Source organism: Microcoleus sp. PH2017_12_PCY_D_A (assembly GCF_020738565.1).
In the GTDB taxonomy this organism is placed as follows: Bacteria; Cyanobacteriota; Cyanobacteriia; order Cyanobacteriales; family Microcoleaceae; genus Microcoleus.
The window spans coordinates 70,038-95,261 of record NZ_JAEQCI010000081.1 but is presented as its reverse complement, the minus strand read 5'-3'; the positions used below and the strand labels follow the sequence as shown (position 1 = coordinate 95,261).

Annotated in this window: 17 protein-coding genes; 11 read left to right on the top strand and 6 right to left on the bottom strand. The window is 46.7% G+C overall.

The genetic code is table 11. From position 1 onward, the window contains the following. The coding region (locus JGK39_RS22780) for a GNAT family N-acetyltransferase (protein WP_293297422.1) at nt 1-729 on the bottom strand (729 nt) is incomplete at its 3' end. A gap of 894 nt (nt 730-1,623) precedes the next feature. Here JGK39_RS22780 and pap point away from each other — a divergent pair. Together pap and JGK39_RS22770 are read left to right on the top strand one after the other, a co-directional pair. Beyond that, nucleotides 1,624-3,111, top strand: coding sequence for a polyphosphate:AMP phosphotransferase (pap, locus tag JGK39_RS22775; RefSeq protein WP_293257976.1), 1,488 nt, complete (start codon nt 1,624-1,626; stop codon nt 3,109-3,111). Nucleotides 3,112-3,614: 503 nt separating this feature from the next. Then, the gene (locus JGK39_RS22770) at nt 3,615-4,601 is read left to right on the top strand and encodes a YdcF family protein (RefSeq protein WP_293257974.1); all 987 of its coding nucleotides are present in this window, start codon (nt 3,615-3,617) and stop codon (nt 4,599-4,601) included. Here JGK39_RS22770 and JGK39_RS22765 read toward each other — a convergent pair. Then, a complete protein-coding gene (locus JGK39_RS22765; protein ID WP_293257972.1) occupies nt 4,598-4,948 on the bottom strand; it encodes a hypothetical protein in 351 nt (116 codons plus the stop codon). The two genes, JGK39_RS22770 and JGK39_RS22765, sit on opposite strands and share 4 nt — an antisense overlap. A 432-nt stretch (nt 4,949-5,380) precedes the next feature. Here JGK39_RS22765 and glsA point away from each other — a divergent pair, with 432 nt between their 5' ends. Continuing rightward, nucleotides 5,381-6,424, top strand: a complete 1,044-nt coding sequence (gene glsA / locus JGK39_RS22760) for a glutaminase A (RefSeq protein ID WP_366048939.1) — start codon at nt 5,381-5,383, stop codon at nt 6,422-6,424. 236 nt (nt 6,425-6,660) lie between these two features. On the opposite strand, the gene JGK39_RS22755 is transcribed toward glsA, so the two are convergent. Further along, the gene (locus JGK39_RS22755; RefSeq protein ID WP_293257971.1) at nt 6,661-8,475 is read right to left on the bottom strand and encodes an adenylate/guanylate cyclase domain-containing protein; all 1,815 of its coding nucleotides are present in this window, start codon (nt 8,473-8,475) and stop codon (nt 6,661-6,663) included. A 54-nt stretch (nt 8,476-8,529) separates the two neighbouring features. Then, the gene (locus JGK39_RS22750; protein ID WP_293257970.1) at nt 8,530-9,636 is read right to left on the bottom strand and encodes a FecR family protein; all 1,107 of its coding nucleotides are present in this window, start codon (nt 9,634-9,636) and stop codon (nt 8,530-8,532) included. A 668-nt stretch (nt 9,637-10,304) separates the two neighbouring features. Here JGK39_RS22750 and JGK39_RS22745 point away from each other — a divergent pair. Beyond that, nucleotides 10,305-10,508, top strand: a complete 204-nt coding sequence (locus JGK39_RS22745; RefSeq protein WP_293257969.1) for a DUF2862 domain-containing protein — start codon at nt 10,305-10,307, stop codon at nt 10,506-10,508. A 296-nt stretch (nt 10,509-10,804) separates the two neighbouring features. Then, complete coding sequence (locus tag JGK39_RS22740) at nt 10,805-11,899, top strand: ArsA family ATPase (RefSeq protein ID WP_293257967.1); 1,095 nt, start codon at nt 10,805-10,807, stop codon at nt 11,897-11,899. A gap of 108 nt (nt 11,900-12,007) precedes the next feature. On the opposite strand, the gene JGK39_RS22735 is transcribed toward JGK39_RS22740, so the two are convergent. Further along, on the bottom strand, nt 12,008-14,059 hold the full coding sequence (locus tag JGK39_RS22735) for an elongation factor G (protein WP_293257965.1): 2,052 nt from the start codon (nt 14,057-14,059) through the stop codon (nt 12,008-12,010). Between the two features lie 1,105 nt (nt 14,060-15,164). Here JGK39_RS22735 and JGK39_RS22730 point away from each other — a divergent pair. The 5 genes from JGK39_RS22730 (at nt 15,165) to JGK39_RS22710 (ending at nt 21,108) form a co-directional block, all read left to right on the top strand. After that, nucleotides 15,165-18,047 (top strand): tetratricopeptide repeat protein, encoded by a 2,883-nt coding sequence (locus JGK39_RS22730; protein ID WP_293297419.1) that lies wholly within the window; start codon nt 15,165-15,167, stop codon nt 18,045-18,047. Between the two features lie 6 nt (nt 18,048-18,053). Then, nucleotides 18,054-18,482 carry a hypothetical protein gene (locus JGK39_RS22725; protein ID WP_293257961.1) on the top strand — a complete coding sequence of 143 codons (429 nt, stop codon included), beginning with the start codon at nt 18,054-18,056 and terminating at the stop codon, nt 18,480-18,482. Between the two features lie 448 nt (nt 18,483-18,930). Continuing rightward, complete coding sequence (locus JGK39_RS22720; protein ID WP_293257959.1) at nt 18,931-20,259, top strand: hypothetical protein; 1,329 nt, start codon at nt 18,931-18,933, stop codon at nt 20,257-20,259. Between the two features lie 82 nt (nt 20,260-20,341). Continuing rightward, a complete protein-coding gene (locus JGK39_RS22715) occupies nt 20,342-20,722 on the top strand; it encodes a peptidase (RefSeq protein WP_293257957.1) in 381 nt (126 codons plus the stop codon). Beyond that, nucleotides 20,719-21,108 carry a HEPN domain-containing protein gene (locus JGK39_RS22710; RefSeq protein WP_293257955.1) on the top strand — a complete coding sequence of 130 codons (390 nt, stop codon included), beginning with the start codon at nt 20,719-20,721 and terminating at the stop codon, nt 21,106-21,108. Before JGK39_RS22715 ends, JGK39_RS22710 begins: the two co-directional genes overlap by 4 nt. Nucleotides 21,109-21,314: 206 nt before the next feature. Here the strand turns inward: JGK39_RS22710 and JGK39_RS22705 are convergent, their stop codons facing one another. Continuing rightward, nucleotides 21,315-23,228 carry a heavy metal translocating P-type ATPase gene (locus tag JGK39_RS22705; RefSeq protein WP_293257953.1) on the bottom strand — a complete coding sequence of 638 codons (1,914 nt, stop codon included), beginning with the start codon at nt 23,226-23,228 and terminating at the stop codon, nt 21,315-21,317. A gap of 455 nt (nt 23,229-23,683) precedes the next feature. Here JGK39_RS22705 and JGK39_RS22700 point away from each other — a divergent pair, with 455 nt between their 5' ends. Next, nucleotides 23,684-24,784, top strand: coding sequence for a precorrin-8X methylmutase (locus tag JGK39_RS22700; protein WP_293257951.1), 1,101 nt, complete (start codon nt 23,684-23,686; stop codon nt 24,782-24,784). Nucleotides 24,785-25,224 lie beyond the last annotated feature (440 nt).

Genomic DNA, 25,224 nt, shown 5'->3' with positions numbered 1-25,224 from the left:
GCGGGAGTTTTTTTGGGGTTTGATTTGACAGTCGCAAAATGCAGCAAATTTACGATCGCCCGAAACAGCAATCAAATCTAATTCCGGCTGATAATTCTCCTCCTGCATCCAGTATCGCACGATTTCAGCAGTTAAATCGTGGTGGTTCCAGTGATCGATGAATGACTGGTTGAACATTTCTACCCAGGGTTGGATGTCTTTTTCCCCGGATACGTGCGTCAGGGCAAAATTAGCGGGAAATTCGGGTGCGGGAATTGGTTCGGCGAGCGATCGCGCCATTGTGAGAAAATAGCGATCGACCTTAAAGCCCTGTTTCTCTAACAGCCGCATCTCATCGGTTTCATCTTCCCGACTGTAGGTACGCAATGTAGCGGGTAAATTCCGTTGTTTCGAGACTTCGCCCAGCCGCTTTTCACCCCATTTAACGATATTTTCCCCCAAACCTTGGCTGCGGACGTTTGGATGCACGTAAAACCAGAGACAGGCGTCTATTTCATCCTCCGAATCGGGCATATCTAGGAGTGATAAACCAAATAGTCTGTAGTTTCCGTCTTCCCACAACTGTACGTCGCGGGCTTTGTCGAGTTTGGGGGCGTCGAGTACAAGCTTTAGTTCGCTGGCGGATACTTCTTCGCCTGGCCCATCGACTGTTTCGCAAGCATCGATTAAATTTGCGATCGCGCACCAGTCAGTTTCGCCTTTATAGGAGCGTGTTGTCAAGATATTCATAGAAAACTTTGCAATCCGTAATTTCGGACTGTTCCTGTTAATTGGTATGGGAAAATGAAGGCAGTGAATCTATCGCATAAATCTGAGATTCTGCACCCTTTTCAATAAGTCCTATAACCGCCAAAAACTCAACTCAACTAAAGTTGACTAAATTCCGCTCGCAGCAGTCGTCTTCAGACGACTTTCGCTATGAGACAGGGGTTTAAACCCCTGGCGGACTATGGGACTGGTGCAAGATGTCAGATAAATCCGTGTTTTTGCTTTTTAACCGCAGATTGATGCGGATTAACGCGAATTAACGCGGATGTAATGCGGGTGTTTTTGGGTGTCGATAAAACTCTGAAACCTGTCTGTACCGCCCAGGTGTTCGGGTTTTATCTCATGGCGCAATCATAAAAATTGGTTTGCCTTTTTGGGCTTTTTTTTATTTAATTCTTGAATTGAGTTAGCGCTTTACTTTCTTTGGTAGCGCTGTCAAATCTTTCGAGCTTGGCGCTCGATCGACTGCTGTTTAAATAAATTTGATGCAGCTAAGTAAAGAAGTTTTCACCCCCACCGGGTAGTTGATTTTTACTTTTGCTCTGTTTTACAATAAATCCTATTGCAGGGATTTGTTGCTGCTCCTGTTAGCTCGCCCGATCGGGGGATGGGAGAAGTTGAACTTATTAAAAAGTTCCCTATTTCAATTATAACCGCTCAATTTTTTTTTGGCAAGTTTGAGGTGAGGAGAGTTTTGTTTGTATTAAGGGGAGCCTGGATTGGGCTAGAGAAGCAGCTCGCTTTTAACCGACCGTAAGTGTAGTTTTTATAACTTTTTGCGGCACTTGAAGATTTAATTTTATCCTAACGTTAAACTAACGTTAAACAGCTTTCTCGGATTTGCATGAGGTAAATATGCTCGACAACCTCGATTTAGATATTTCCTTGGACAAAGAAACCTATGATGCCAAAATCGAAGTTTTAATGCAGCAGTTGCGATCGCTCCAACTAACCTGCTGGGAAAAAAAACTGCCCGCGATCGTTGTCCTCGAAGGCTGGGCGGCTGCGGGGAAAGGCGCCCTCGTCAAACAAATGGTGGGGTACATGGATCCGCGAGGGTTTGCCGTCCACCCGATTTGGCCGCCGTCAGAGGCAGAAATGGGCTATCCTTTCCTGTGGCGGTTTTGGCAGAAACTGCCGGCGCGAGGGCGGATTGGTTTTTTCTACCACAGTTGGTACACTCATGTTTTAGAAGACCGATTGTTCCAGAGAGTTTCCGAAGCCGAAGAACCGACAGTCATCAGGCAAATCAACGCCTTCGAGCGGCAGATGGTAGATGATGGCGTGGCGATCGCCAAATTTTGGATTCACCTGAGCAAAAAAGAACTCAAGCGCAGGCTCAAAAAACTAGAAGACGACACCTTACAAGCTTGGCGAGTGCGGCCCGAAGACTGGAAACAAGCCAAAAAATACCAAGAATACAAAAGTTTTGCCGAAGAAATGGTAACTCAAACCGGCACGGGCCCGGCACCTTGGACGCTAGTAGAAGGCGACTGCCAGCGCTGGGCGAGAGTCAAAGTTTTAACGCAAATGGCAGCGACAATTACAGAAGCCCTAGAGAGACTCCCGACGCAATCTGCACCACTGAAATTGCCACCTCAAGAAAAATTGCAACCCGCTGAACCGGATTTGCTCGCCCAAGTAGATTTGACTCAATCGCTGTCGCCAGACGAATACAAACAAGAACTTCGCGCAGCACAAACCAGTTTTGGCAAACTGCAACAAAGCATCGACGCAGATAAAATCCCCGTGTTAGTGCTGTTTGAAGGTTGGGATGGGGCCGGCAAAGGAGGCGCGATCAAACGCTTGACGGACATCCTAGACCCCCGCAGTTACACCGTTAATCCGTTTGCTGCCCCCACAGACGAAGAAAAAGCTCACCACTATCTCTGGCGGTTCTGGCGGCGGTTGCCGACTGCTGGTAAAATCAGCATTTGCGATCGCAGTTGGTATGGTAGAGTGCTCGTCGAACGAGTCGAAGGATTTGCAGCCGAGCCCGAATGGCGCCGAGCTTACCAGGAAATTAACGAATTTGAGGAGCAACTCACCAGTTTTGGTTGTGTCTTAGTTAAATTCTGGCTGCACATCAGTCCGGACGAGCAACTAAAGCGGTTTACAGAGCGACAAAACAATCCATTTAAACAATACAAACTCACCGACGAAGATTGGCGGAATCGCCAAAAGTGGAATTATTATGAAGTGGCGGTGAATCAAATGATTCAGCGCACCAGCACCCCGCCAGCTCCCTGGACTATAATTGCGGCCGATAACAAGTATTATGCTCGTGTTAAAGTAATTCAAACGGTAACGCAGGCAATTCGGAATCAACTGAAACGCCGATAAATTGGGATTGGTGAACGGGTAACAGGTAATGGGAAAAATAGCAGCAGCACAAAACAGGCTTGAATTGCCAAGTCAATTTCACCTGCCGCCGGCTCCATCCATTATCAATTACCGATCGACCATTAACCAACTATCGATTACCAATTATCTGTCAGCAATCTGTGACCCGCCCCCAAAACGGGTACAACCCCCCGACGCTATGAGTGTGGAGAGCCTAAAATTTTAGACCAAAGTGCCTGCTCCTAGATTCATCTGTGGAGTCAATCTAAAATCTAAAATTCTTCAATCTAAAATCGACTGACTGGAAGTAGCGAGATCTCCTTGCCTGCAACCAATAGTTGATAGCTGACCGGAATCGAGCATTTCTTAGAAATGCGATCGGACTGCGCGATCGGCCAAAGTTAACAACCCAACTCAACCGATGCCAGAATTTCCTGCCGCAGCTAAATTAGCGCTCGTTCCACACTTCCGTACTAATTTATGAAGACACAGAATATTGCAAGATGCCTGAACTATTCGCTCGCATTCTATTTCTATTCCTCCTCTTCTCACTGATCAAATCGTGGTGGGATCAATCGGGAGGCAAAGACAATCCGTTAATAGACCGGCTGCGCGTTTTGCTGCTGATCAGCCTTTTGTTCCTCGCTTTTTTTGCCCCAGACACGCCAGTCGGAGCAGCGATTTTCGGTTTAATAGCTTTCTTCTTTAAGCCCCTGGGTTTTTCGATCACGCTGTTGGTGATTGCATCGGCGCTGATCACTAACGGGGGCATCCGCAACCCGGCGCCGAGAATGATCCTGGCAGCGCTGCTGGTTTTGATCCTGTCGAGTATGCCAGTGGTGGCTTACTGGTTCGCCGATCAAGCAGAACGGGATGCCGCAGCCCGCACAGTTTGCTGCGACGAAACAGCAGCAGCGATCGTCCTGCTGGGCAAGGGAACGACGAACAATCACAACGCCAACCGAGAAGCGATTCAACTGACAGACACAGGCAATCGCTTGCCCTATGCTGCTGTTTTGTACAAAAAAGAACTAGCACCTTTGGTGATTGTTAGTGCTGGCCCCAGAGCAGATTTACAGAATTATACTGGCGAAGCTAAAGATATCAAGACTTTGCTGGCAAGTAACATGGGCGTGCCGTCTAACAGTATCGTTCTCGACGATAACGGCCGCAACATACGCAGCAGCGCCGAGGAAGTGAGAAAGATCCTCGACAGCCGCGGCGTCGGGCGCAAAGTAATCCTGGTAACATCTGCAATTCAGATGCGCCGTGCCAGCCTCGCTTTTGCGAATATGGGAATCCAGGTGATTCCTAGAGCTACGGACTTCTACACTTACCAGCCCGTGTCAGGAGGGAAAACCCGACTGCGCTTAGACGCGGCAGATTTCCTGCCCAGTGCAGAAGCTTTGGTAACTACGACACGAGTATTCGATGAATATTTCGGGTCTGTTTATTACTATTTGCGCGGCTGGCAGGCTCCCAGGGCCTAAAGCGGCAAGTTGGTGGTGTTTTTCTGAGGCAACACCGACTGCTCCCCAGATTGGTTTAACATCTCATGAGAATGTGACCTTTGTGGGGGGCTGTATTTTCTCATTCCAGCGGGATCGCCGACGGCAAAGTTGGCTGTTAATAAAAACACCGCCCAAAATACAGGCTCCTCCCACTTGGATTTTTTTGGAGGTGTTGGTGCGGCTTTAACAGATTCAACGTTGACTTTGATCTCTAGTTTGCCTTCAATTTCTTTGTCTTTGAGAACTCCGTCTTTGCAAACACCCTTAAAAATCATCGGGGCGGGTTTTGGTGCTTCTGCTGCATCTGTTTTCGGTTCGTCTGCCATTTTTTTATCCTGGTTTGGGTAGATCCGGTTGGATAGTAGATTCTCAGAGGTTCGGGGGTTTTCCGGAAAGGATTTCGCGAACTCTGAAAAAATTAAATTAAATATGCACCCCGCCCCTGATTGGGGATTAAAAATCAGAATCTGAAGGCATTTCAAGCTAGTTCTTGTGGATTGTTGGGTAGCAGCGCTGCCTCGAAGCTGCTAATTATGTATCGGGGTGAAGGGGAGGTTTTTATGCAAACTACAGATTTTTATGAAAAATTTGTCAAGAATATTGATTAGTTGTCCCAGGCGGTAACGATCGCAGCCTGAAAGCCGATCGCACTTGCTCTGGGTGCATCTGAGTTTTGTAATAAGCATTTTTTAAAGAGCGGACTCTACTGACGTACTACGAACCTTTTTTGAGCGGAACACTGTAAATGCAAAATTGAGATGCTCCCCTTGCTCTCACCTCACAAACCGGGTTGTTCGCGGAGCACAAGTGGCGCAATTCGGTTAAAAAACTGGGTTTCTGGTCAAAAAGGGCGATCGCAAATATTTACACAACCAAAAGTGAAAACACCCACCAGCAAACTATCTTCCCTGCAACCAGAACAACTAACAGCTTGGGCAAAAGAGGCAATTAATCGCAGTAAGTCCGGTCAAATCCCCGCCTACGTACCTCTCCTTGCCCAAGCCGACAGACAAGGGTTTGCCGTGCAAATTCGGGCAATTGACGGTCAAATTTTGAGCTGGGGCAGCGCTGCTACCACATTCCCGCTGATGAGCGCAGTCAAGCCCTTCGTGCTGCTTTACTTGCTGTGCGAATTGGGCGAAAAAGCGGTTTTTGACTGCGTTGGCTGCGAGCCTTCGTCTATGCCTTTCAATTCCCTGACTCAACTCGAAACAGATAAAGGGAAGCCGAGAAATCCGATGATCAATAGCGGGGCGATCGCCCTAGCGTCTTTGATTCCAGGTGAAAATGCGGTTGTGCGCTGTCAAAACTTGCGAACTTGGCTGAACCAAAAGGCAAACAGTCAGTTATTTGTTGACGAGTTAATGCTCGATTCAGTGAATGCAATGCCGAATCAAAAAAATTGGGATCTTGCCTTAGCAATGGTAGAATCGGGTTATCTGCAAAACTCGGAAATTGCGTTAGAAACCTACAATCGAGTTTGTTGTTTGGCGGGAACTGTAGAGGATTTGGCGAAGGTGGGAATGGTGTTGGTAAATGGTGGCGAAGCAATCTGGGAAAACTGCCGCACAGTCAAAGCATTGATGGCTACTTGCGGTTTGTATGAAGCATCGGCCCGCTTTGCTTTGCGGGTGGGATTGCCCGTTAAGTCGGGTGTTAGCGGGGCAATGCTCTCGGTGATTCCGGGCGAAGGGGCGATCGCATCTTACAGCCCGCCCTTGAATAAAGAGGGAAATTCAGTCGGGGGTTTGTTTCTGTTGGAACAAATAGCTAAATCTCTGCGGCTGAGTGTTTTTGATTAGATTAGACTTATTGCATAAATCTGCGATCGATATCGTGTCCGGTAAATTACTACAATCAGATTGGTTTGTAGTGAGGACTAAAGTCCTCTGATTTATGCGGACTAAAGTCCTCACTACAAACCTTTTATCAACTGTTTGTAGTGAGGACTAAAGTCCTCTGATTTATGCGGACTAAAGTCCTCACTACAAACCTTTTATCAACAGTCCATTGCTATATCATAACTGATGACTGATGACTAATGCTTTTCGCCCAAAATAGCATAAACCACCGTTTCTTCTTTTTTACCGCGCAATTGAATCGCTCCTACTTTTTGGCCTTCGTAGCGATCGCGCACGTAAGCAAAAGTCCTCCCCGTCACCAACAAATTAAAAGGACTGTCAGACACAATTTCCTTATTCATCGCCTCTAATCTAGCAGCAACATTGACAGCATCGCCGATTACAGAATAATTCAAACGCCGGGAACCGCCGACGCTGCCGGCAACTAACTGTCCGGTATGCAAGCCGATGCCAAACTTAATTAAAGGTTTGCGGTCAATTCTAAGTTGCTCGTTGAGTTTGTGCAGCTTTTCGTGCATGGCGATGCAAGCCGCAACTGCATTCAAAGCATCTTGTTGAATTTCGGGATATTCTGTGTGGCAAAAAGGTACGCCGAAAACTGCCATAATTGCATCGCCGATGTATTTATCTACCACGCCGCCGTGATCCATAATACAGTTGGTCATTGCTTCCAAATAATTGTTCAGCCAGGTGAGCAAATCCCGCGGCCGCATTTTTTCTGAAATCGAAGTAAAACTGCGAATATCCATAAACAGCACAGTTGCTGTAAGTTCTTGAGGTTCGAGTTCTCCTTGTTCAAATATCTCAGCTTTGCGTTCCCAAATAAGCTGAGCAGTTTCGGGGGCGACGTGCTTTTCAAATAACCTCATTAACTGCTGTTTTTCGTATTGTTCGCGCAGTTGCAAAGCAGTGCCAGATAAAATTAGGGTGCCGATGGGTGCGGCAACGGGAAGCCACCAAAAATAGCAGCCAAATAACACAGCAGCAGCCGTAACCCAAATTACAGGTAAACCAAGGGCGATCGCAATTCTTGCTTTAACACCTCGGTTGCACAGCACTGAAGTAGTAAGGGGGCCAATCCCCAACAATAGGAAAATTTCTAGCAGTACCGGCAGCCGCTTTAGCAAGCGTTGATTGAGCAAATTGTCAACCAAAGCTGCATATAAATACACCCCAGCAGTAGTCTTGTTCAGAGGTGTAGATATCTGGTCAAAACCCGTAGCGACTATGCCGACTAATACTAATTTATCAGCTAAAGCATTTGCAGGAATTCTACCTTCTGCAACATCCACAAAAGCATAGGTACGCAGATTTTCTGTTTTCCCGGGCCAGTTAACCCAGACTGTTTGTTCCTGCATATTGTGTGGCTGCGGCAGCAATACAGGATTTTGCGGGTTAGCAGCGTTGTACCTTTGAGTCATTGCTAAACCTAAGTTAGGAATGGAGTTGAGAAATATTTTTGAATCGCGGCTAACGCCGTCGCTGTTGGGTTCGTGCATTATATGTCCGACACCTGCGGCGGCTGCTTTTAAAGATGCTACGGGTTGTTCTTTGGTGGTTCTTGGGAGTACAACTTTGCCATTTGTGGCGATCGCACCGGCTAACATTTGATCTTTGGGACTCGGATCGAGGAAAAGAATGTCAAAACCAACTGCTGTGGGGGGAGATTTTTTTAAAGCCGACAGCAGTTCGGCGTAGCGATTGCGCGGCCACGGAAATTGACCGTATTCCTGCAAGCTTTGGGGTTCGATCGCAATTACCGCAATTCTGTCATCCCATCCCGGATTTGGCAAAACTCCCGATTCTCGAATTTGAAATAGGGTTTTGTATCCCAAATATTCAAGGGGTTTCCACATTCCCAATTGCAGCATGGCCACAGACATGATTCCTGCGGCGGCGCCTGTCAGCCAGGGAGGGTTTGTGATGAGATATTGCCGGATGCCAATCAGTTGATTGTGTTTCAGATGCTCGATCAATTGTTTGAACTTCATTCAATTAATTTGACGCAATAATTGACATTCGATTCGGACTCCCAGATAAGTTGTTTAGGGAACTGCGAGGCTGTAATGCTTTTCTCTGACAGACGATCCTCTCACTACAATTTTGAGACGGCGGCTGGCTGGTAAAATTCCTTGGATTGTGAATTTTCCCTGTCGATCGATCTTAATGGCTTGGTTGTTGACATAAATTATGTCGATCGGGTTAATTTGACCGCTGAGGCGATAGATATTCCCACCGAGTCTGAACAAACTGCGGACTTTGAGTTCGGCTAGGCGAGGGCTGGCTGATGGCGGTGCGGGGGGAGTTTGAGGGAAAATTTCCGTGGCGTTGCCGCCGCCCACAACTACTTCGGAGTCGTTTTTGGCAGATACTCCGACTGAACCTTCAATGGTTTCTACTCCAGTTTTGCCGTCGGGGCCGACGCTGACGCCAAAGGATGTACCCCTGACTCCGGCCACACCTTGGGGGGTTTCAACCCTGACTGGGGCGGTTCTGGCAGATTTTTTTTGTTGGGCAATTCGCTCCGATTTGCCAAGTCCGCTGAAGGTATTTAAGGCGGCAATCTGGTTCGGCAGGATAATTGCTGAGGTTTGAGCGGAGGCTGTTGGCGCAGCAGTTTTGCCGATCGACAATCTGACTCGCCCGCGGCCGACAAAAATAGCTGTGTCATTTTCGCCTGAAGTGCTTGACAAATCGGATATTCTGACTGCGGTTTTTTCGGCAACTTCCACGATGCCGGTGTTGTTGTCGATCGCTAAACGGGCTGTGGAATTGGGGCCGGTGATGATTTCGTCTCCGGGGGCGAGTAGCCGATCGCCCACGGCGGCGGGCCGTCCTTTAAAGGTGACTGTACCGCGAATTTCTTGGATTTCGAGCGATCGACCGGCGGTTGTTCCCTGAGCGTTGATTGTCTTTGTTGGCGAGGGATTCGCCGCTGCTGTTTGCAGGTTTTTGGGAGACTTTGAGCCGGTTGGTGGTGCTGGCGGTCGATCGACTGAGATAATTTTAGTAGGGTTTGACTGCTGTTTGGGGGATGGAGACAGCGGACTGGCGATCGTAGAGCGAAAGGCTGGAAGAGTTGCCAGCACAGCTAAAGACAAGCTGATGAGGGAAATTTTGGTCGATCGCCAGCACCTAAAAATTTTATTCATAATTTCTATTTTGTCATGTTGAAGTTCTTAAACTTCATTTCTTTTATTAGACTCCTTAAATCCGGGAATCGTTCCATTTTTTTGCCATAAAACAGCAGTAAAAATAAACTTTCTCAGCAGCAAAGCTTAGCATAAAATCTTCTTTTTGTTGTCATATTTTAGTAAACTGTTACAGCCAGGCATTTCCGTCACATTCGATCGGCGATTTTGGGGCTTTTTCAGGTCAAGAGCCTTATAGAACAATAGTTTTCGCCGCTCTCAATAAAAAAGAGCGAAGATTTATATATAGCAAACATAAAATTTATTACTGCTGGTGAAGGTCTTTTGGCTTCGGCCGGAAGGATGAATAATTGGCAAGAAATCATGTAGTTTTGGCAATGAATAAAAAGATTCCCCTTAGAAAGTGATAAAAAATAATTATATAAGTAATGTGGCTGGCTTTGGGAGTGGAGCTTGTGCCTGTGCAACCAAGGCTGGCTCAGCCGAGAAATAGTGCAAAGATCGAGCAACTCCGACTAGAATACCGTCTTTTAGGGAAATGAGATCGAAAATTTCGCTGGAAAATCATCGCGGGCGATCGGGCGTGTTGGTCTTGCTGCTCGATCGAGACCGCCAAACTGTAAAATGAACCCTTGTGTATAAGTTATGTAGAGCAGGAGAACATTTCAGTGGCAATAGAAGTAGGTCAGAGAGTTAAGGTGCGCCGTCTCAGAGATCGGATACCTGCAAGTATGGTGGGCAAGATAAAGGAGAATCCAGTAGGCACTGTTGACGGATTCAGAATGGTTGATGGTAGCGGAGTAGGCCTGATTGTCAAGTTTGACCTTGGTTTTGCGACTTGGTTCTTTGAAGATGAGCTAGAAGCCGTTTAGTAGAAGGAAGTTCGGCAGCGGATTTTGTAGCGGATGTAACGGATGTAACGGATGGAGGTTCGGCAGCGGATTTTGTAACGGATGTAACGGATGGAGGCTGAGGTTTGAGGTTCGAGAGAATAAGGAAGATTTTTTCAATTCTCCCGTTCTCCCGTTCTTCCCTTCTTCCGTTCTCCCCTCTCCCCATGTCCCCCTCTCCCCATGTCCCCCTCTCTCTCCCCATCTCCTACTCCCCCAATCTCGATGGCCGTTGCGCTTAAATGTTAAGTAGTAAGCTTTGGCACTGAGAACAGAAAATGGCTTTGATTTTGACATTTTTGGGCAAAGGCGGCACTGGCCGCAGTACGATCGCGATCGCAACAGCTAAAAAATATGCGGCTCAAGGCAAGCGAGTTCTGCTACTCGGTCAAGATCCGGGGCCTGCATTAGGTATTCTGCTAGGAGTTCCCCTGACTCCCGCGCCACAGTCCATCGCCCCCAACCTGAAAGCGGTACAGGTGCAAAGCGCGCCGCTGCTAGAACGCAGGTGGGACGAAATTAAACAACTAGAAGCTCAATATGTTCGCACACCGTTTTTCAAGCAGATTTACGGGCAAGAATTGGGCGTTTTACCGGGGATGGACAGCGCGCTGGCGTTGAACGAAATTCGGGAATATGACGACAGCAAACAATACGATGTGATTGTGTATGACGGCAGCGGCGGCATGGATACGCTGCGGATGCTGGGAATGCCGGAAATTTTGAGTTGGTACATCCGCCGCTTCCGCCAAGCTTTGGTAGATTCTGATTTGGGGAAAGCTTTGTCGCCTTTTATTCAACCGGTTGTCAGTACCGTGTTGACGGTGGATATGTCGGGAGACAATGCTTTTCAATCTACCAAGCAAGTCGATAATCTGTTAGATAAGGGTAAGGAAGCGCTGGCAGATCCGAACCGCACGGCGGCTTATTTGGTGACGGCTGGAGATGCAAGTGCGATCGCCACTGCGCGCTATCTTTGGGGAAGTTCTCAACAAGTTGGTTTGACTGTCGGCGGCGTAATTGTCAATCAAGCACCGATTACAGAAACTATTGCTGCTGATTTCGATCCTTTGACAGCAGTTGCGGTTCCGGCGCACAGCGATAATAATTGGCAGCCGTTAATTGATGCTTTGCCCGATTTTTCGGAAGCAACAAAAGCTCCTAAACCGATTAACATAAACACTGCACAGCGTTTAGTGAGTTTGTTTTTGCCAGGGTTTGACAAAAAAGAAATTAAATTGATTCAATCCGGGCCGGAAGTGACGATCGAAGCAGGCGATCAGCGGCGCAATATTTTGCTACCTCCGGCGTTGACTGGTAAGTCTGTTACTGGTGCTAAGTTCCAAAACGGTTACTTAATTGTTTCTTTTTAACAGTTAAATCCCACATTCGTAGTGAGGACTTTAGTCCTTCTTCATCCACAGGTTCGTAGTGAGGACTTTAGTCCTTCTTAATTAATCGGAAGAGGACTGAAGTCCTCACTACGAAGCCTTTCCATTCCCACCAGCCGCAAGCAAAACCCGCTTAGCAAGAGGTTCCGGTACTTCTTGCAAACGATCGAACTCCCAGTTAAAAAATCCGACACCCATCGTCTGCGATCGCAATTCTACAATTAAATTTTGCATTTCGGCGATCGGCAAATAAGCAGAAACAGCATCCCATCCCTTCCAGTCTGCTTTACCTTCGTAGCCGAGAATTTGGCCGCGGTGTCCGCTGATTAATTGCAACACCTTTGATGTACACTCGTTGGGAGCGCAAATTTCCACTTTGGCGATCGGCTCCAGCAAAGTTGATTCGCACTTCTCCATCCCCGACTGCATCGCCAACCGCGCCGCCTGCTTAAAAGCTTGTTCCGAACTATCAACAGAATGATAGGAACCGTTGGTCAGAGTTACCGATACATCTACCACCGGAAAACCCAACGGGCCGCGATCCAAATATTCGCGCACTCCCACTTCCACGCCCGGAATATACTGTTTTGGAACAACTCCGCCGACTATTTTGTCGCTGAAATTGAAACCTTCTCCGCGAGGCTGCGGTGCGATATCGAGGTACACGTCGCCAAACTGTCCGTGTCCGCCGCTTTGGTGTTTGTAGCGCCCGTGGATGGAAGATGCGGGTTTGCGGATGGTTTCTTTGTACGGTACTTGCGGTAAGTGAGTTACCATCGGCAAATTATACTTGCGGCGCAATCGGTCTAAAGCTACTTTCAAGTGGATTTCACCTTGACCCCAAAGTATAATTTCGTGGGTGTCGCCGTGCTGTTCCCACACTAAAGATGGGTCTTCTTCTAATAGTTTAGCTAAGGCAGAGCTCAACTTAACTTCATCGTTGCGCTTTTCTGGGACGATCGCCAGTGCGTAGACAGGCGAGATGATTTCCGCTTTTGGTAAGAATTCGTCAGAACCCAGCGTATCGCCTGTTTTCAAGCCTTCCAGCCTCCCCACAGCCACAATTTCCCCGGCACTGACCGACTGCAAACTTTGCGTTTGCTGGCCTGTCAAGCGGTACAAACCGTTAACTCGAACCCCGTTCAAAACTGCTCCATCTGCGATCGTCCCCTGCCACATTCTCACTAAGGATAACTTACCTCCTTGAGGCGTGTAAAAAGTTTTGAGAATTTGACCGACCACCTTGTTTTCACCTTGTATAAAACCGCGCCGTTCTGCTGTAGTTTCCGGTGTCGGCGCTTCTCTGAGTAAAGCTTCCAAAAGAGGCCGCACCCCGAAATCTTGTTCGGCGATACCGATGAATACGGGCACTATTAAATCTGCGCCTAATTCCATCTTGAAATCGCGGGTAATTTCTTCAGCATCGGGATTGATTTCTTCGAGCAATTCTTCGAGTAAACGATCGTCAAAATTGGCCAATTCTTCGAGCATTTCCTGTCGCGCGGCGCTTTCTTGTGCTTTGAGGTGTTCGGGAAGCGGGACTGGATCTGCGGGTGCGCCCGGGTGGTAGTGGTAAGCTTGTTCGGTTACTAAGTCGATAAAACCGATGATTTGTTCGTTTTTGCCGATCGGGTATTGGTGAGGTACAATTGGTCTGCTAGAAACCGATTTGAGGGCGTTGAGTACGTCGGTGAAGTTGCTACCGCAAGTGGTTTCGTCTGTGCACGCGCGATCGATCTTGTTGATGAAAACTAGGTGCGGAATTTCCCAATCGTCGAGGAATTTGAACAGCGGGGCGAGGGTTAAAGTGCGATCGGCAACTGGTTCGCAAACAATCACGGCTGCATCGACACCGATAAGTGCATTGTAAGTTTCTTGGACAAATTCGATCGACCCGGGACAGTCAAGAAATGTGAAGCGAACGTTTTCGTATTCGGCGGTGGCGCTGTTGACTTCTACGCTCATTTTGCGATCGCGCGCTTCCGGCGAACTGTCACCTACCGTATTACCATCTTTAGCATTACCCTTGCGAGTAATCGCCCCTGTTACCGACAGCAAACTTTCCAGCAGTGCGGTTTTACCGCTTAAATAAGGGCCAACAATTGCAACGTTCCGCGCGGCCCCAAGGACTTTTTGGTTCATAATTGCCTCCTACACAAAGTGAAGGGGAAGGGGAAGGAGAAGATGATTGTTCAGGAAAAAAACTTGTGTTTGCCGGTTTCTCCGATCTCTTCCCTTGTGAATCTGAAAACTTTTATTTTGCGATGTTCTTAGTTTAAGCTTAAAGGGAGACACTAATTCATTAATTAGTGTGAATTATTAAGTATTTTTGTAAATTAATTTTAGTCGTGAAAATGCTAATCCCAGAAACCGGGTTTCTTCCTAAATTTCTCGTACTCAACCGAAAATATTCATAGAAACCCGGTTTCTCGCCACGCAGCGAGACAAATTAGTTGTAGGGTGTGTCGCGATCGAAAATCCCTAAATGTGACAAACAATCTCCTAGCGATGCACCTCCGATCGCAAGTCCGGTGTAAACAAAACCAATAATTTTTCAGTTTGTTTGTTTAGCCTCATATCTAAGGTGCGTCGCCCTCAGATTGCCGCTATTTGTTGAGAAATTGTCGATGTATCCACACCCTACAACTGCCCGAAAGTCCGCCAGGGAATTAATTCCCTGTCTCATAGCGCAAGTCCTCTGAAGAGGACTGAATAATTATGATTATTCCTAAAATAATCACAACCATTTTGTTTATCCATAACAGGCGGAAAGTGCTCGTGAAACACTCATTCATAAAACCAAAAAATCAAGAATCTATCAGTCCTCTTCAGAGGACTTTCGCTTTGAGGCAGGGGTTTAAACCCCTGCCGGATCTGCGGAGTAACGAACCAAAAAATCAAGAATCTATCAGTCCTCTTCAGAGGACTTTCGCTATGAGGCAGGGGTTTAAACCCCTGCCGGATCTGCGGAGTAACGAACCAAAAAATTAAAAATTTATCAGTCCTCTTCAGAGGACTTTCGCTATGAGGCAGGGGTTTAAACCCCTGCCGGATCTGCGGAATAACGAACTATTCGACTGCTGGACACCTAATTTATGGAGTCACGAGTAGCCAGAAACCGGGTTGTCACCACAACACCTCGACATCACCAACAGACTCACAAAAAAACCCGGTTTCTCCGAGTATTAACCTCCACCAAACCCAAAAATCTGCTACAATAACCAACAACACATCACCCACCCAGCCAATGATCCGAAAAATCTGGCAAACAATCCTCAACCTGTGGCAGCAAATTTTCCCGCAACGCAAACCGCCAGCACCCCCACCGCCAACTCCGATTCGCTCTTTTGGGGAATGCGAACAGAAATTCATGGAGTTGTTAGAGGGTGTTGAACAAGGCTGGAGTCGCGGCGAAATTAAAGGCTTTTTAATCGGCAGCAATATCAAAGATGCTGAGTGGGTAAACTGGCTGCAAGAATTTGGAGAAAGGTTGCTGGTATCGCCGGAAACGCATTTAGAATTGGGTGGGCGAATGGTGCGGCTGGGTGAGATGAATTGCGGGAGAATTAGTGAGGTTGCTGGGAAGATTGGTAGGCAATTGTTGCCGCAGAAGAGTTTGAATCCGACTCTTACAGATGATTCATTAGTTATAAGTGAAAATATTGTTTCTCCATTGTTGGCAAAGCAGAGTGCGAGTGTTTATTCTACAGATAATTCATCGGATGCTAACGAATTTGATTCAAGTTCGCAGTCAGAATATGAAGAATTATTATCTAAATTATTATTATTTGGTCAAGGATTATTTCACTATTATGCAGGAGATTTAGAAGGGGCGATCGCAGCATATAAAAAAGCCTTAGAAATTGACTCTAAATTCAAAATAGCCTGGCTTATGATGGGCGTTCCACTAAATGATTTAGGTCGCTACATAGAGGCGATCGCAGCCTACGAAAAAGCCTTAGAAATTGACCCTAAATCCCACTTAGCCTGGAACGGGCTGGGCAATGCCCTATATCCTTTGAACCGAAACAGTGAGGCGATCGCAGCCTACGAAAAAGCCTTAGAAATTGACCCTAAATCCCACTTAGCCTGGAACTGGCTGGGCAATGCTTTATATCCTTTGAACCGAAACAGTGAGGCGATCGTAGCCTATGAGAAAGCCTTAGAAATTGACCCCAAATTCCACTATGCCTGGAATAATCTGGGCGTTACCCTAACAGATTTGGGCCGCAACAGTGAGGCTATCGTAGCTTACGAGACAGCCTTAGAATTTACAGGCGATCAATTCAGGGAAGCTTGGGCTAATCGAGGTTGGGCATTTTTCTACTCAGGGCGGTACATTGAAGCCATTCAAAACTGGGATGAAGGCTTACAGAAATATCTCCCCAGCAACCAAGACTATCGCCTCGCTTGCGGCGACTTGCACTATCAAAAAGGCAAGGCACACTACCAAAACGGCAAACACACAGCCACATATTTTGAATCTTTCCACAAAGCCAAAGCCAGCTACGAACAAGCCCGCGAATTCTTGAAATCGCCCCTGATTCCAGAAACTTATTTAGAAGTAATGCAAGGCTTAATTACCGTCTGCGGCAGCTTGGGAGATGCCAAAACCAGCGAGTACCTTACCGAAGCTACTACCGTCTTAGAAAATTTACTTTTAGACAATCAAACTGATCTCGAAATCAAACAGCGACTCCAGCGCAAATTTGCCGGACTTTACCAGTTAGAAGTCGATACCCTCGTCGAGTCTGGCAAGAAGATAAATGCACTAGAAAAAGCCGAAGCCAGGAAAAACTTTTGCCTGCAATGGATGCGCGCAGCTTCACAAAACCGCATCGACAGCCCGACTTATCCCCAAATCCGAGACTTGCTGGCAAACAACACCGCCACAGCCATAATTTACTGGCATATCAGCCCAGTTTCCCTGACAGCTTTTATCATTACCCCAGACAACTTTCAAACAATCTCCACACCAGTCACGGATTTATTCCCAAATTCCAAAAGTCCGAGTTTAGAAAAATGGCTGAAAGACTGGAAAACCAACTATCAAAATTACTGCAAAACTAACAAAGAACAAAGCAAAGAATCCCATCCGTGGCGGCAATCCATGACAGCGCAATTGCAAAAACTCGCTGACATCCTCAAAATCCCCGAAATTTGCACCCACCTCACCAATATCCAACACTTAATCTTAATTCCCCACCGCGACTTGCACCTCCTCCCCCTAGATGCCCTGTTTCAGCCTCCCTTCTCAGCGGAGGGGGTAGTGGAGGGGGTAGGCACGCACCATCCACTACCCCTACAGAACCCTGGTAGGGGCAATCCCCCCGTGGTTGCCCCCATAATCCGCACAATTAGCCGCCTCCCCAGCGCTCAAATTGCCATCCTCCAGCAACAGCAACACCCCACGGAAACAGTACCAAATTCACTGCTGATGGTAGAGCATTCCCAAGGCAAAAGTGCATTAAAATACACAGAAATAGAAGCAGCCGCCATCAGTCAATTTTACCCGACTCAGCGCCCCGCCAATGCCGCCACAAAAACCGCAATTATTCAAGCACTCAAAGCCAACAAAGGCATCTTTCATTATACAGGTCACGCCTACCACAACACCGAAAAATCCGAAGCTTCTGCGTTAATCCTAACCGGCGGCGAAGAATTGACATTGACCGACATTTTGCAGTTAAATTTTGTCAACTATTACCTAATCTGCCTCAGCGCTTGCGAAACCGGCTACACCAAAACAGGCGAGTTAATCGATGAATTCGTGGGGATAGCGAGCGGCTTTTTGCCAGAAACCAATTATATTATCAGCACGCTGTGGCGAGTTGACGAACGTTCCAGCGCTTTGTTAACGATATATTTCTACCAGTTGTTGCAGCAGGGAATCCAGCCGCCCGCAGCTTTGCAACAAGCCAAAGATTGGCTGAGACAACTCACGAATGCTAAGCTAGGCGAGTGGTACGCGACAGAGTTGTTGCCGCTGCTGGAAAAAGCTAAGTTTAAGAATATCTACTACTTTGAAAGAGAAGCCTCCCGCCTGAAAAAAAAATCAGCTAATATAGAGGAGAAACCCTACGAGCATCCCTACCATTGGGCGGCTTTCACCATCACCGGCAACGGCTAAAATTATATGACTTCTGAACAAGTTACTTTATCGGGATTTGACGAGTTTGCGCCCAAAGCTTTGTTAATCGCCCTCGCGAAGTTTGAAGGAACTCTTTCTCCTGAGTTGATAGCCGAAGTTAATCAAGTAGGCGCGGCTGTGGTTGGCGGTGACATGGAAAAAGCGTCTCAATTTATTGATATAGCTAAGAAAGATGCTGCTTTTTATGAAGTTTTTGAGCAGGCTTATGAGGATTTGCTGGAACTTGACGATACGAATGAAAAGGATAAGTGGCTTCCTGAATTAGATGCAAATACTCCTTCGCGTCAGACTACTGATGATTTTAACAATTTTTTGGCTCCTCCGCTGACTGATGCCAATCCTCAGAGTAAGGCTAAAAAGCTTTTTTCTGGTGTTCGCGATTTGGTTGAACGGGTTTATGGATTGAGATTTTAATTTTGTATCTGTCGTTTATATCAAAGTCTCGATCCCCCTAAATCCCCCTTAAGAAGGGGGACTTTGAGAGGTATCTGTCGTTTTTATCAAAGTCTCGATCCCCCCTAAATCCCCCTTAAGAAGGGGGACTTTGAGAGGTATCTGTCGTTTATATCAAAGTCTCGATCCCCCTAAATCCCCCTTAAGAAGATCCACTTTGAGAAGTATCTCTCGTTTTTATCAGAGGCCAGATCCCCCTAAATCCCCTTAAGAAGGGGGACTTTGAGAAGATTCTTGTCCCCCCCTTTTTAAGGGGGGTTAGGGGGGATCTGGCCTTAATCGCTAGACAGAAGACCCGCACTACGTTTGATGTTAAGTTGATACTAATAGGTAATGTCGTGTCCGAGATTGCTGAACCGTATTGCTGTATAGTTAAGGTTTCCGAGATTGACCGTCAGGAAAAGATTTTATGCTGAAATTAGTTGACCCTACCCTAAATTTATTTACCTACACTCTCAAACAAGGGTTGGGTGTCGAAGAATCGGAAACTCGCAAAACTTATCGCAGATTTTTAGCGGGATTATCCGAACAACTGCACGAAAAGCTAAATGTTTCCTTTACCTCCGAAGAAAAGCGAAAATTTCTGGCGCTAAATGAAGTGGAAGTAGCCGATTTAGCCTTTACAGGAAACTTGAGCAACCATCAAGTTAAGGGCCGCTATCGCCGCTGGAATGTTAGTGACAATTACCAACTTTTATTTGATGGTTATGTTGATGACAAGTATGAAACAGCCAAAGTTATTAAACTGATTGAAAGTTTGCAGGAGTTAAGTCCTAAACTGCCTAAATTGGAAAATATCGGGCAAACTTGGATGCTTTCGGGTTGGCTGGAATCTGGAACTGATGCGGATGCGGAAGAACTTGCAAAACAGGCTTACAAGTGTTTGTTGAAAAAAGACGGTGTTCCTCAAGCAAGTGGTGAGTTTTTAAGTGGGAAAGTATTTGAGTTTTGGGGCGATAAGATTGAGGATAACTTGCAACTGTTGGTAATTTTATATCCCGATGATGCTGCTTGTAAAGAATGGGCGAAAGATTTTTACCTAAATTGCCAGGATTTGCTGTGTTTCCGCCATAAAATAATTTGGGCTTATGAGAACAGTTTACTACTAAAAAAACGTTTGGTAAAAAACTACAACCAAATTGTGGCGATGAGAAATACTTCTCGGCTGACTCTCCCGAAATTGCTGGAGGCGATGGGGAAATTGTCTGAGTTTGCGATCGACCTTAATTACCTGGAGCTGCAATACAGTACAATTAATGTGAATCTGGAAAAGTACCAGGATAAGCTGACAGAGATGCAGGCTAAGGCTCGACAAACGGATGACTTAAAGTTTTTGCAGGAGTTTCACGATACCGCTAACAAAAACTATCCCAGACAAGTTAAAAAAGATATTGACAATTTCCGTCCGTGTTTGGAAATTTTGCAGAGTTTGACTGATACAATTAGAGGGACGGTGGAGATTAGGAAGGCTGAGAGCGATCGCACTTTTCAAAATATTGTCGGTATTGTCGGAGTCGGGCTGTCTACTGGCGGTACGGTAGCCTCTGCAAGTGCCAATTACAAAACAGAAATCGAAGCAAATCCCGCTATCAATGCTGCTATCAATACGCTATTCCCCTTTTTTGAACCTGGTTCGGGATTGAGAATAATTATGGGATTTACGATTTTATCGGGAGTAGCGACTAGCCTGGTTACTGCGATAATTATAGCTGTGTGGTCGCGCATTTTCCGCCGTTAGTTAACTAATTTCCAGGCAGAGCCAGGTAACGAGTAGATATTTGCTAAAATATTAACAAGTAAAGCATTCAGAACCAATAATTATGACTGCTATCCAAGAGCAAGCCATTAAACCCGCACCCTTTGACGATTTAATCGCTGATTTCAATAAAATCCGAAGTCTCTACACGGTAGAAGAACCTCTTGAAGCTTTTAAGTTAATTATTGAGCAGGAAGTAATGCTAAGTGTGATTTTACAAGCTCATTCTCAAGTTAGAGAACTATTTCCTAGCGAAAGATTAGCCTTGGAAGTGAAAACCGATCCAGAAATTGCCAATTGGCGATCGCTCTGGATTACGATCTACACTAAACTAGAAGTCGATGAAGCTTTGGCAAAGTTACAAACTCTCGATCGCACTTGGTGGCTAGATGCCGGTCTTGTCATTTCTCAAAATAAATTAAATATTGACTTGGGGTGGGAATGAAATTTGATTGGTCGGAATATCTTAATTTAGCACAAGAGCTAGCCGCAAGAAATGAAGAATCAAAATTGCGTTCTGCTGTAAGTAGAGCATATTATTCTGTGTTTTGTCTAGCACGGAATTACTTGCGCGACATTGAACAAGATCCGAGACTATCGCGCAATAAAACTTACGATATCAACGACCATCAATATGTAGCTGAAGAATTTATTTACAATCGATCGAAATCTCAGAAAATTACAGAGATAGGTAGAAATTTAACTCGATTGAGAAAAATCAGAAATCAGGCTGATTATGAAGATACTATATTTCAGTTACAAAAAGAAGTGGTAAGATCGTTAAGTTTAGCTCAGAATATTATTTCGGCTTTAAGGGAGTTATCAGATTAGTTTGTAGTGAGGACTTGAGTCCTCTGAATGTGCGGACTGAAGTCCTCACTACGAACCGGTGCGGACTGAAGTCTTCACTACGAACCGGTGCGGACTGAAGTCCTCACTACGAACCGGTGCGGACTGAAGTCCTCACTACGAACCGGTGCGGACTGAAGTCCTCACTACGAACCTTCTATCTAAATTCAATAAAAGCTCGATCGCGCTTAATGTCTCAGCAGCCGCAAACCACTCAAGGTTACTAAAACTGTAGACCCTTCATGACCGATGACGCCGATCGGCATTGTGATATTTCCGATAAAATTAGCAGCCAACAACAGTATAATACAACTGAGTGCAAAAACAATGTTTTGCTTGACCACATTTTGAGCGCGGCGGCCCAAACTAATTGCTTTAGCTAATTGTTCTAATTTGTCCGCCATTAATACGATGTCAGCCGTTTCTAAAGCAACATCGCTGCCGGAAATCCCCATCGCAATTCCTACGGAAGCTTGGGCGAGGGCGGGGGCGTCGTTGATGCCGTCTCCTACCATTGCGACGGTTTGATACTGGGTTTGCAACTTTTTAATTAGGTGCACTTTGTCTTCTGGTAAAAGTTCGGCGTACACTTCAGTGATGCCTAATTGACGGGCGATATGTTGGGCGGTTTGCTCGTTGTCGCCTGTCAGCATAATTATATGTTCTACGCCTAATTTTTGCAAGCGTTTTATCGTGGCTGCTGCTTCCGGGCGGACTGTATCTGCTACTGCAATGATGCCTAAAAGTTCATCGCCCTTTGCCACCCAAACAACCGTTTTTCCTTCCCCTTGTAACTGATGACTTACTTCTGTCAACTCAGCAGTTGCTCCGACAAAATTGGCTTTACCAATAGTAATGGTTTGATTGTTAACTTTGCCGACTATTCCTTGACCGATTTTTGCTTGTACGTCTGTAGCACTTGACAAGGGTAACTGTTGCTGATTTGCGGCTTCGACAATTGCTTGGGCGATCGCGTGTTCGGAATGAGCTTCCAGGGCCGCTGCCAATTGCAGAACTTCTGTTTCAGTATATCCGGCCGCTGGTACAATTTGGATAACTTCAGGTTTTCCGGTGGTGAGGGTTCCGGTTTTGTCAAAGGCGATCGCCCGAACTTGACCTATTATCTCCAATTGCGCGCCGCTTTTAAACAAAATCCCCTGTCTCGCCCCGTTAGCAATTCCCGAAAGCAGCGCCGGCATAATCGAAGCCATCAGCGCGCAGGGAGATGCGACTACTAGGAAAATCAGCGCTCGATAAATAGTATCTTCCCAATTCCAGCCCAAAATAAAGGGCGGCAAAATTGCCAGAAGCAAGCCTAAACCGACAATTAATTTAGCATAACCGCGCTCGAACTTTTCGACAAACTGTTGAGAAGGCGGCGCTTCTGTTTGCGCTTGTTGCACCAGCCGAATCACTCGCTGAATCAAACTGCTTTCTGGACTTTTGTGAACTTCCAATTGTAGCGCGCCCGCACCGTTAATGGTGCCTGCATAGACTTCATCGCCGGCGGTTTTTTCGACGGGCATCGATTCGCCGGTAATCGAGGCTTGATCGATCGCGCTGTAGCCTTCGATAATTATCGCATCTGTGGGGATGATTTCTCCGGGCTTGACTAAAATACGATCGCCAATTTCTAATTTTGCGATCGCAATTTCTCGTTCCCCATCGTACATTAGCACCCGCGCAGTATCCGCAGTCAAGCTCATCAAACTGCGGATACTCCGTTCAGTCCGCTGCATAGCATAACCTTCCAGCGCGCCGCTAATTGCAAAGATTAAAATTAAAACAGCACCGTCAACAATTAAGTGATATTCTTGTCGCCACAGCCCCAAACCTGCCGCGCCCAAAGCAGCCACAATCATCAACAAATCTACATCTAATTCCCGTTCTTCAAACAGCGTAGTCAACCCTTCGCGGGTGCTGGAATAGCCGCCGATAACGTAAGCAGCGGGCAATATTAACACCGCTAAGCCCAGCCAACCGACTTGTAGGGCGATCGAACCCAAAATTACTAGAATTCCGCACAGGGCGGCAGTCACAGCATCGGGATGTTCTTCGGCGAGGCGCGACAGGCGCGAGATGGGGAGAGAATTGGGAGTCATGGGATTTTAGATTTTGGATTTTAGATTTTAGATTGAAGAATTAAGCCCGTGGTTGAATCCAGGGGCTGGTTGTCAGGATGCGGAACTTTTATGTGTTTCCGCAGCCTCTACCGGGTGTCTCGAACAAAATTGCTTTCGGTTATGGGAGAAATTTGATTTGGTAGAATGACTCCTGCATCGTAAACCTTGACATTAGTGTCAATGTCAAGAGTAAAACTAAAATAAATTAAGCATCGGTGCTTCGGAGATCCGAGGGTTCAACGCGCTATTCTGAAAGCGCGCCAGGGGTTTTTAACCTCTGTCTCAAAACAACAACGGTTCGTAGTGCGGACTTCAGTCCGCTTTCAGGCTGCGGACTGAAGTCCGCACTACGAACGAATCTGCTGTGGACTGAAGTCCGCACTACGAACGAATCTGCATTTTGCGGACTGAAGTCCGCACTACGAACAAATTCAATGCAACAATACTTGACAATTAAACAACTTACTGAAGCGGTAAAAGGCACAATTACGCCTCGGATGGTGCGGCACTATCACGCTTTGGGGCTGCTATCTCCGGCGGTGCGATCGACTTCTAACTACAGACTGTACACCCGCAGCGACGTGCAAAGACTCCAAAAAATTGTCGCACTCAAGCAACAAGGCTTTCAACTGTCTCACATCCGCAAACTCTTAGAAACAGACGCGGAGGCTTCCCCTGACGCGCTGATGGCGACTCTCCAACAGCAATATCTGTCGGTAATTCAGCAGATTGTGCGCCTCAGAGAAACGGCTTCAGCCCTCGAAGGATTGCTGGGGCGGGATCTTTCCTGTCAAGCGGTGCAAGGAGTCGCACTGGCTCAATTGAGGCTGTTGGAGGCGGAAACTGAGGGGGGGTTGGGAGGGTTGGAACAACTTTGGGATGCTTGGGATGCGGGGGCGCACACTCACCCGGAGGCTTTTGAGGAGTCTTTGCAGCATTTGTTGCCGGATTTGGGCGATCGCTCGGAAATTGAGGTAGACTTGCTGTCAAAACTAATGTTAGCATCGGGTGATTGTTCGCTGCTGCCGTTTGTGAAGTTAAGCGAAACGGCGATTAAATCTGCCCGGGAAGCTTTGAAAAATCGGTGTCAAATTGTGGCTGACGTGCCGCCTGTTTTTGCTGCTTTGGATAACGCAAGATTGGCGCATTTGGGAACAAGTATTACAACTTTAATTGACAATCCGCACATCAATGCTGCGGCGGAAGCTGAACAGGAATTCTGGCACGGGCGCGAGTGGTTTGAAAAGTTGTTGAAACTGGAAAAAGGCTGTATATTGGTAGTAGGATATGCGCCGTCTGTGCTGATGGCGGTTTGTGAGGCGATCGCGATCGGGCAACTGCAACCGGCTTTGGTCATTGGAATGCCGATCGGCTTCAGTCATTCTCCGGTGGCGAAACGTCGGTTAGTGCGATCGGGAATTCCTTATATTACGACGGTGGGGACTTTTGGTGGCGGGTTGTTGGCGGCGGTTGCTTTGAATGCTTTGGTTGAGTCTTTGATTGAAAAGCCGAATTGCCACTGTCATCTCAAGTGAAAATGGGATTTAGAGTTGACATTCCTGGACGCATTTGTGCCAAAGAAACCGGGTTTTTACCTAATTTTTTAGCTGCGATGAAAGATTTTCGTAAAAAACCCGGTTTCTAATATCGTGTCCGATGATTAACCGCAATAATATTAGTTCGTAGTGCGGACTTTAGTCCGCAGCCTGAGAGCGGACTTTAGTCCAATAATATTAGTTCGTAGTGCGGACTTTAGTCCGCAGCCTGAGAGCGGACTTTAGTCCAATAATATTAGTTCGTAGTGCGGATTTTAGTCCGCAGCCTGAGAGCGGACTTTAGTCCAATAATATTAGTTCGTAGTGCGGACTTTAGTCCGCAGCCTGAGAGCGGACTTAAGTCCGCACTACGAACCGTTTTTATTATGGTAATCGACAGCCTGAGAGCGGACTTAAGTCCGCACTACGAACCGTTTTTA

Excerpts from the sequence above, each read along its gene's own strand:
- pap (WP_293257976.1), top strand. The coding sequence starts at position 1,624 with ATGCTCGACAACCTCGATTTAGATATTTCCTTGGACAAAGAAACCTAT.
- JGK39_RS22770 (WP_293257974.1), top strand. The coding sequence starts at position 3,615 with ATGCCTGAACTATTCGCTCGCATTCTATTTCTATTCCTCCTCTTCTCA.
- JGK39_RS22765 (WP_293257972.1), bottom strand. The coding sequence starts at position 4,948 with ATGGCAGACGAACCGAAAACAGATGCAGCAGAAGCACCAAAACCCGCC.
- glsA (WP_366048939.1), top strand. The coding sequence starts at position 5,381 with ATGCTCCCCTTGCTCTCACCTCACAAACCGGGTTGTTCGCGGAGCACA.
- JGK39_RS22755 (WP_293257971.1), bottom strand. The coding sequence starts at position 8,475 with ATGAAGTTCAAACAATTGATCGAGCATCTGAAACACAATCAACTGATT.
- JGK39_RS22750 (WP_293257970.1), bottom strand. The coding sequence starts at position 9,636 with ATGAATAAAATTTTTAGGTGCTGGCGATCGACCAAAATTTCCCTCATC.
- JGK39_RS22740 (WP_293257967.1), top strand. The coding sequence starts at position 10,805 with ATGGCTTTGATTTTGACATTTTTGGGCAAAGGCGGCACTGGCCGCAGT.
- JGK39_RS22735 (WP_293257965.1), bottom strand. The coding sequence starts at position 14,059 with ATGAACCAAAAAGTCCTTGGGGCCGCGCGGAACGTTGCAATTGTTGGC.
- JGK39_RS22730 (WP_293297419.1), top strand. The coding sequence starts at position 15,165 with ATGATCCGAAAAATCTGGCAAACAATCCTCAACCTGTGGCAGCAAATT.
- JGK39_RS22725 (WP_293257961.1), top strand. The coding sequence starts at position 18,054 with ATGACTTCTGAACAAGTTACTTTATCGGGATTTGACGAGTTTGCGCCC.
- JGK39_RS22720 (WP_293257959.1), top strand. The coding sequence starts at position 18,931 with ATGCTGAAATTAGTTGACCCTACCCTAAATTTATTTACCTACACTCTC.
- JGK39_RS22715 (WP_293257957.1), top strand. The coding sequence starts at position 20,342 with ATGACTGCTATCCAAGAGCAAGCCATTAAACCCGCACCCTTTGACGAT.
- JGK39_RS22710 (WP_293257955.1), top strand. The coding sequence starts at position 20,719 with ATGAAATTTGATTGGTCGGAATATCTTAATTTAGCACAAGAGCTAGCC.
- JGK39_RS22705 (WP_293257953.1), bottom strand. The coding sequence starts at position 23,228 with ATGACTCCCAATTCTCTCCCCATCTCGCGCCTGTCGCGCCTCGCCGAA.
- JGK39_RS22700 (WP_293257951.1), top strand. The coding sequence starts at position 23,684 with ATGCAACAATACTTGACAATTAAACAACTTACTGAAGCGGTAAAAGGC.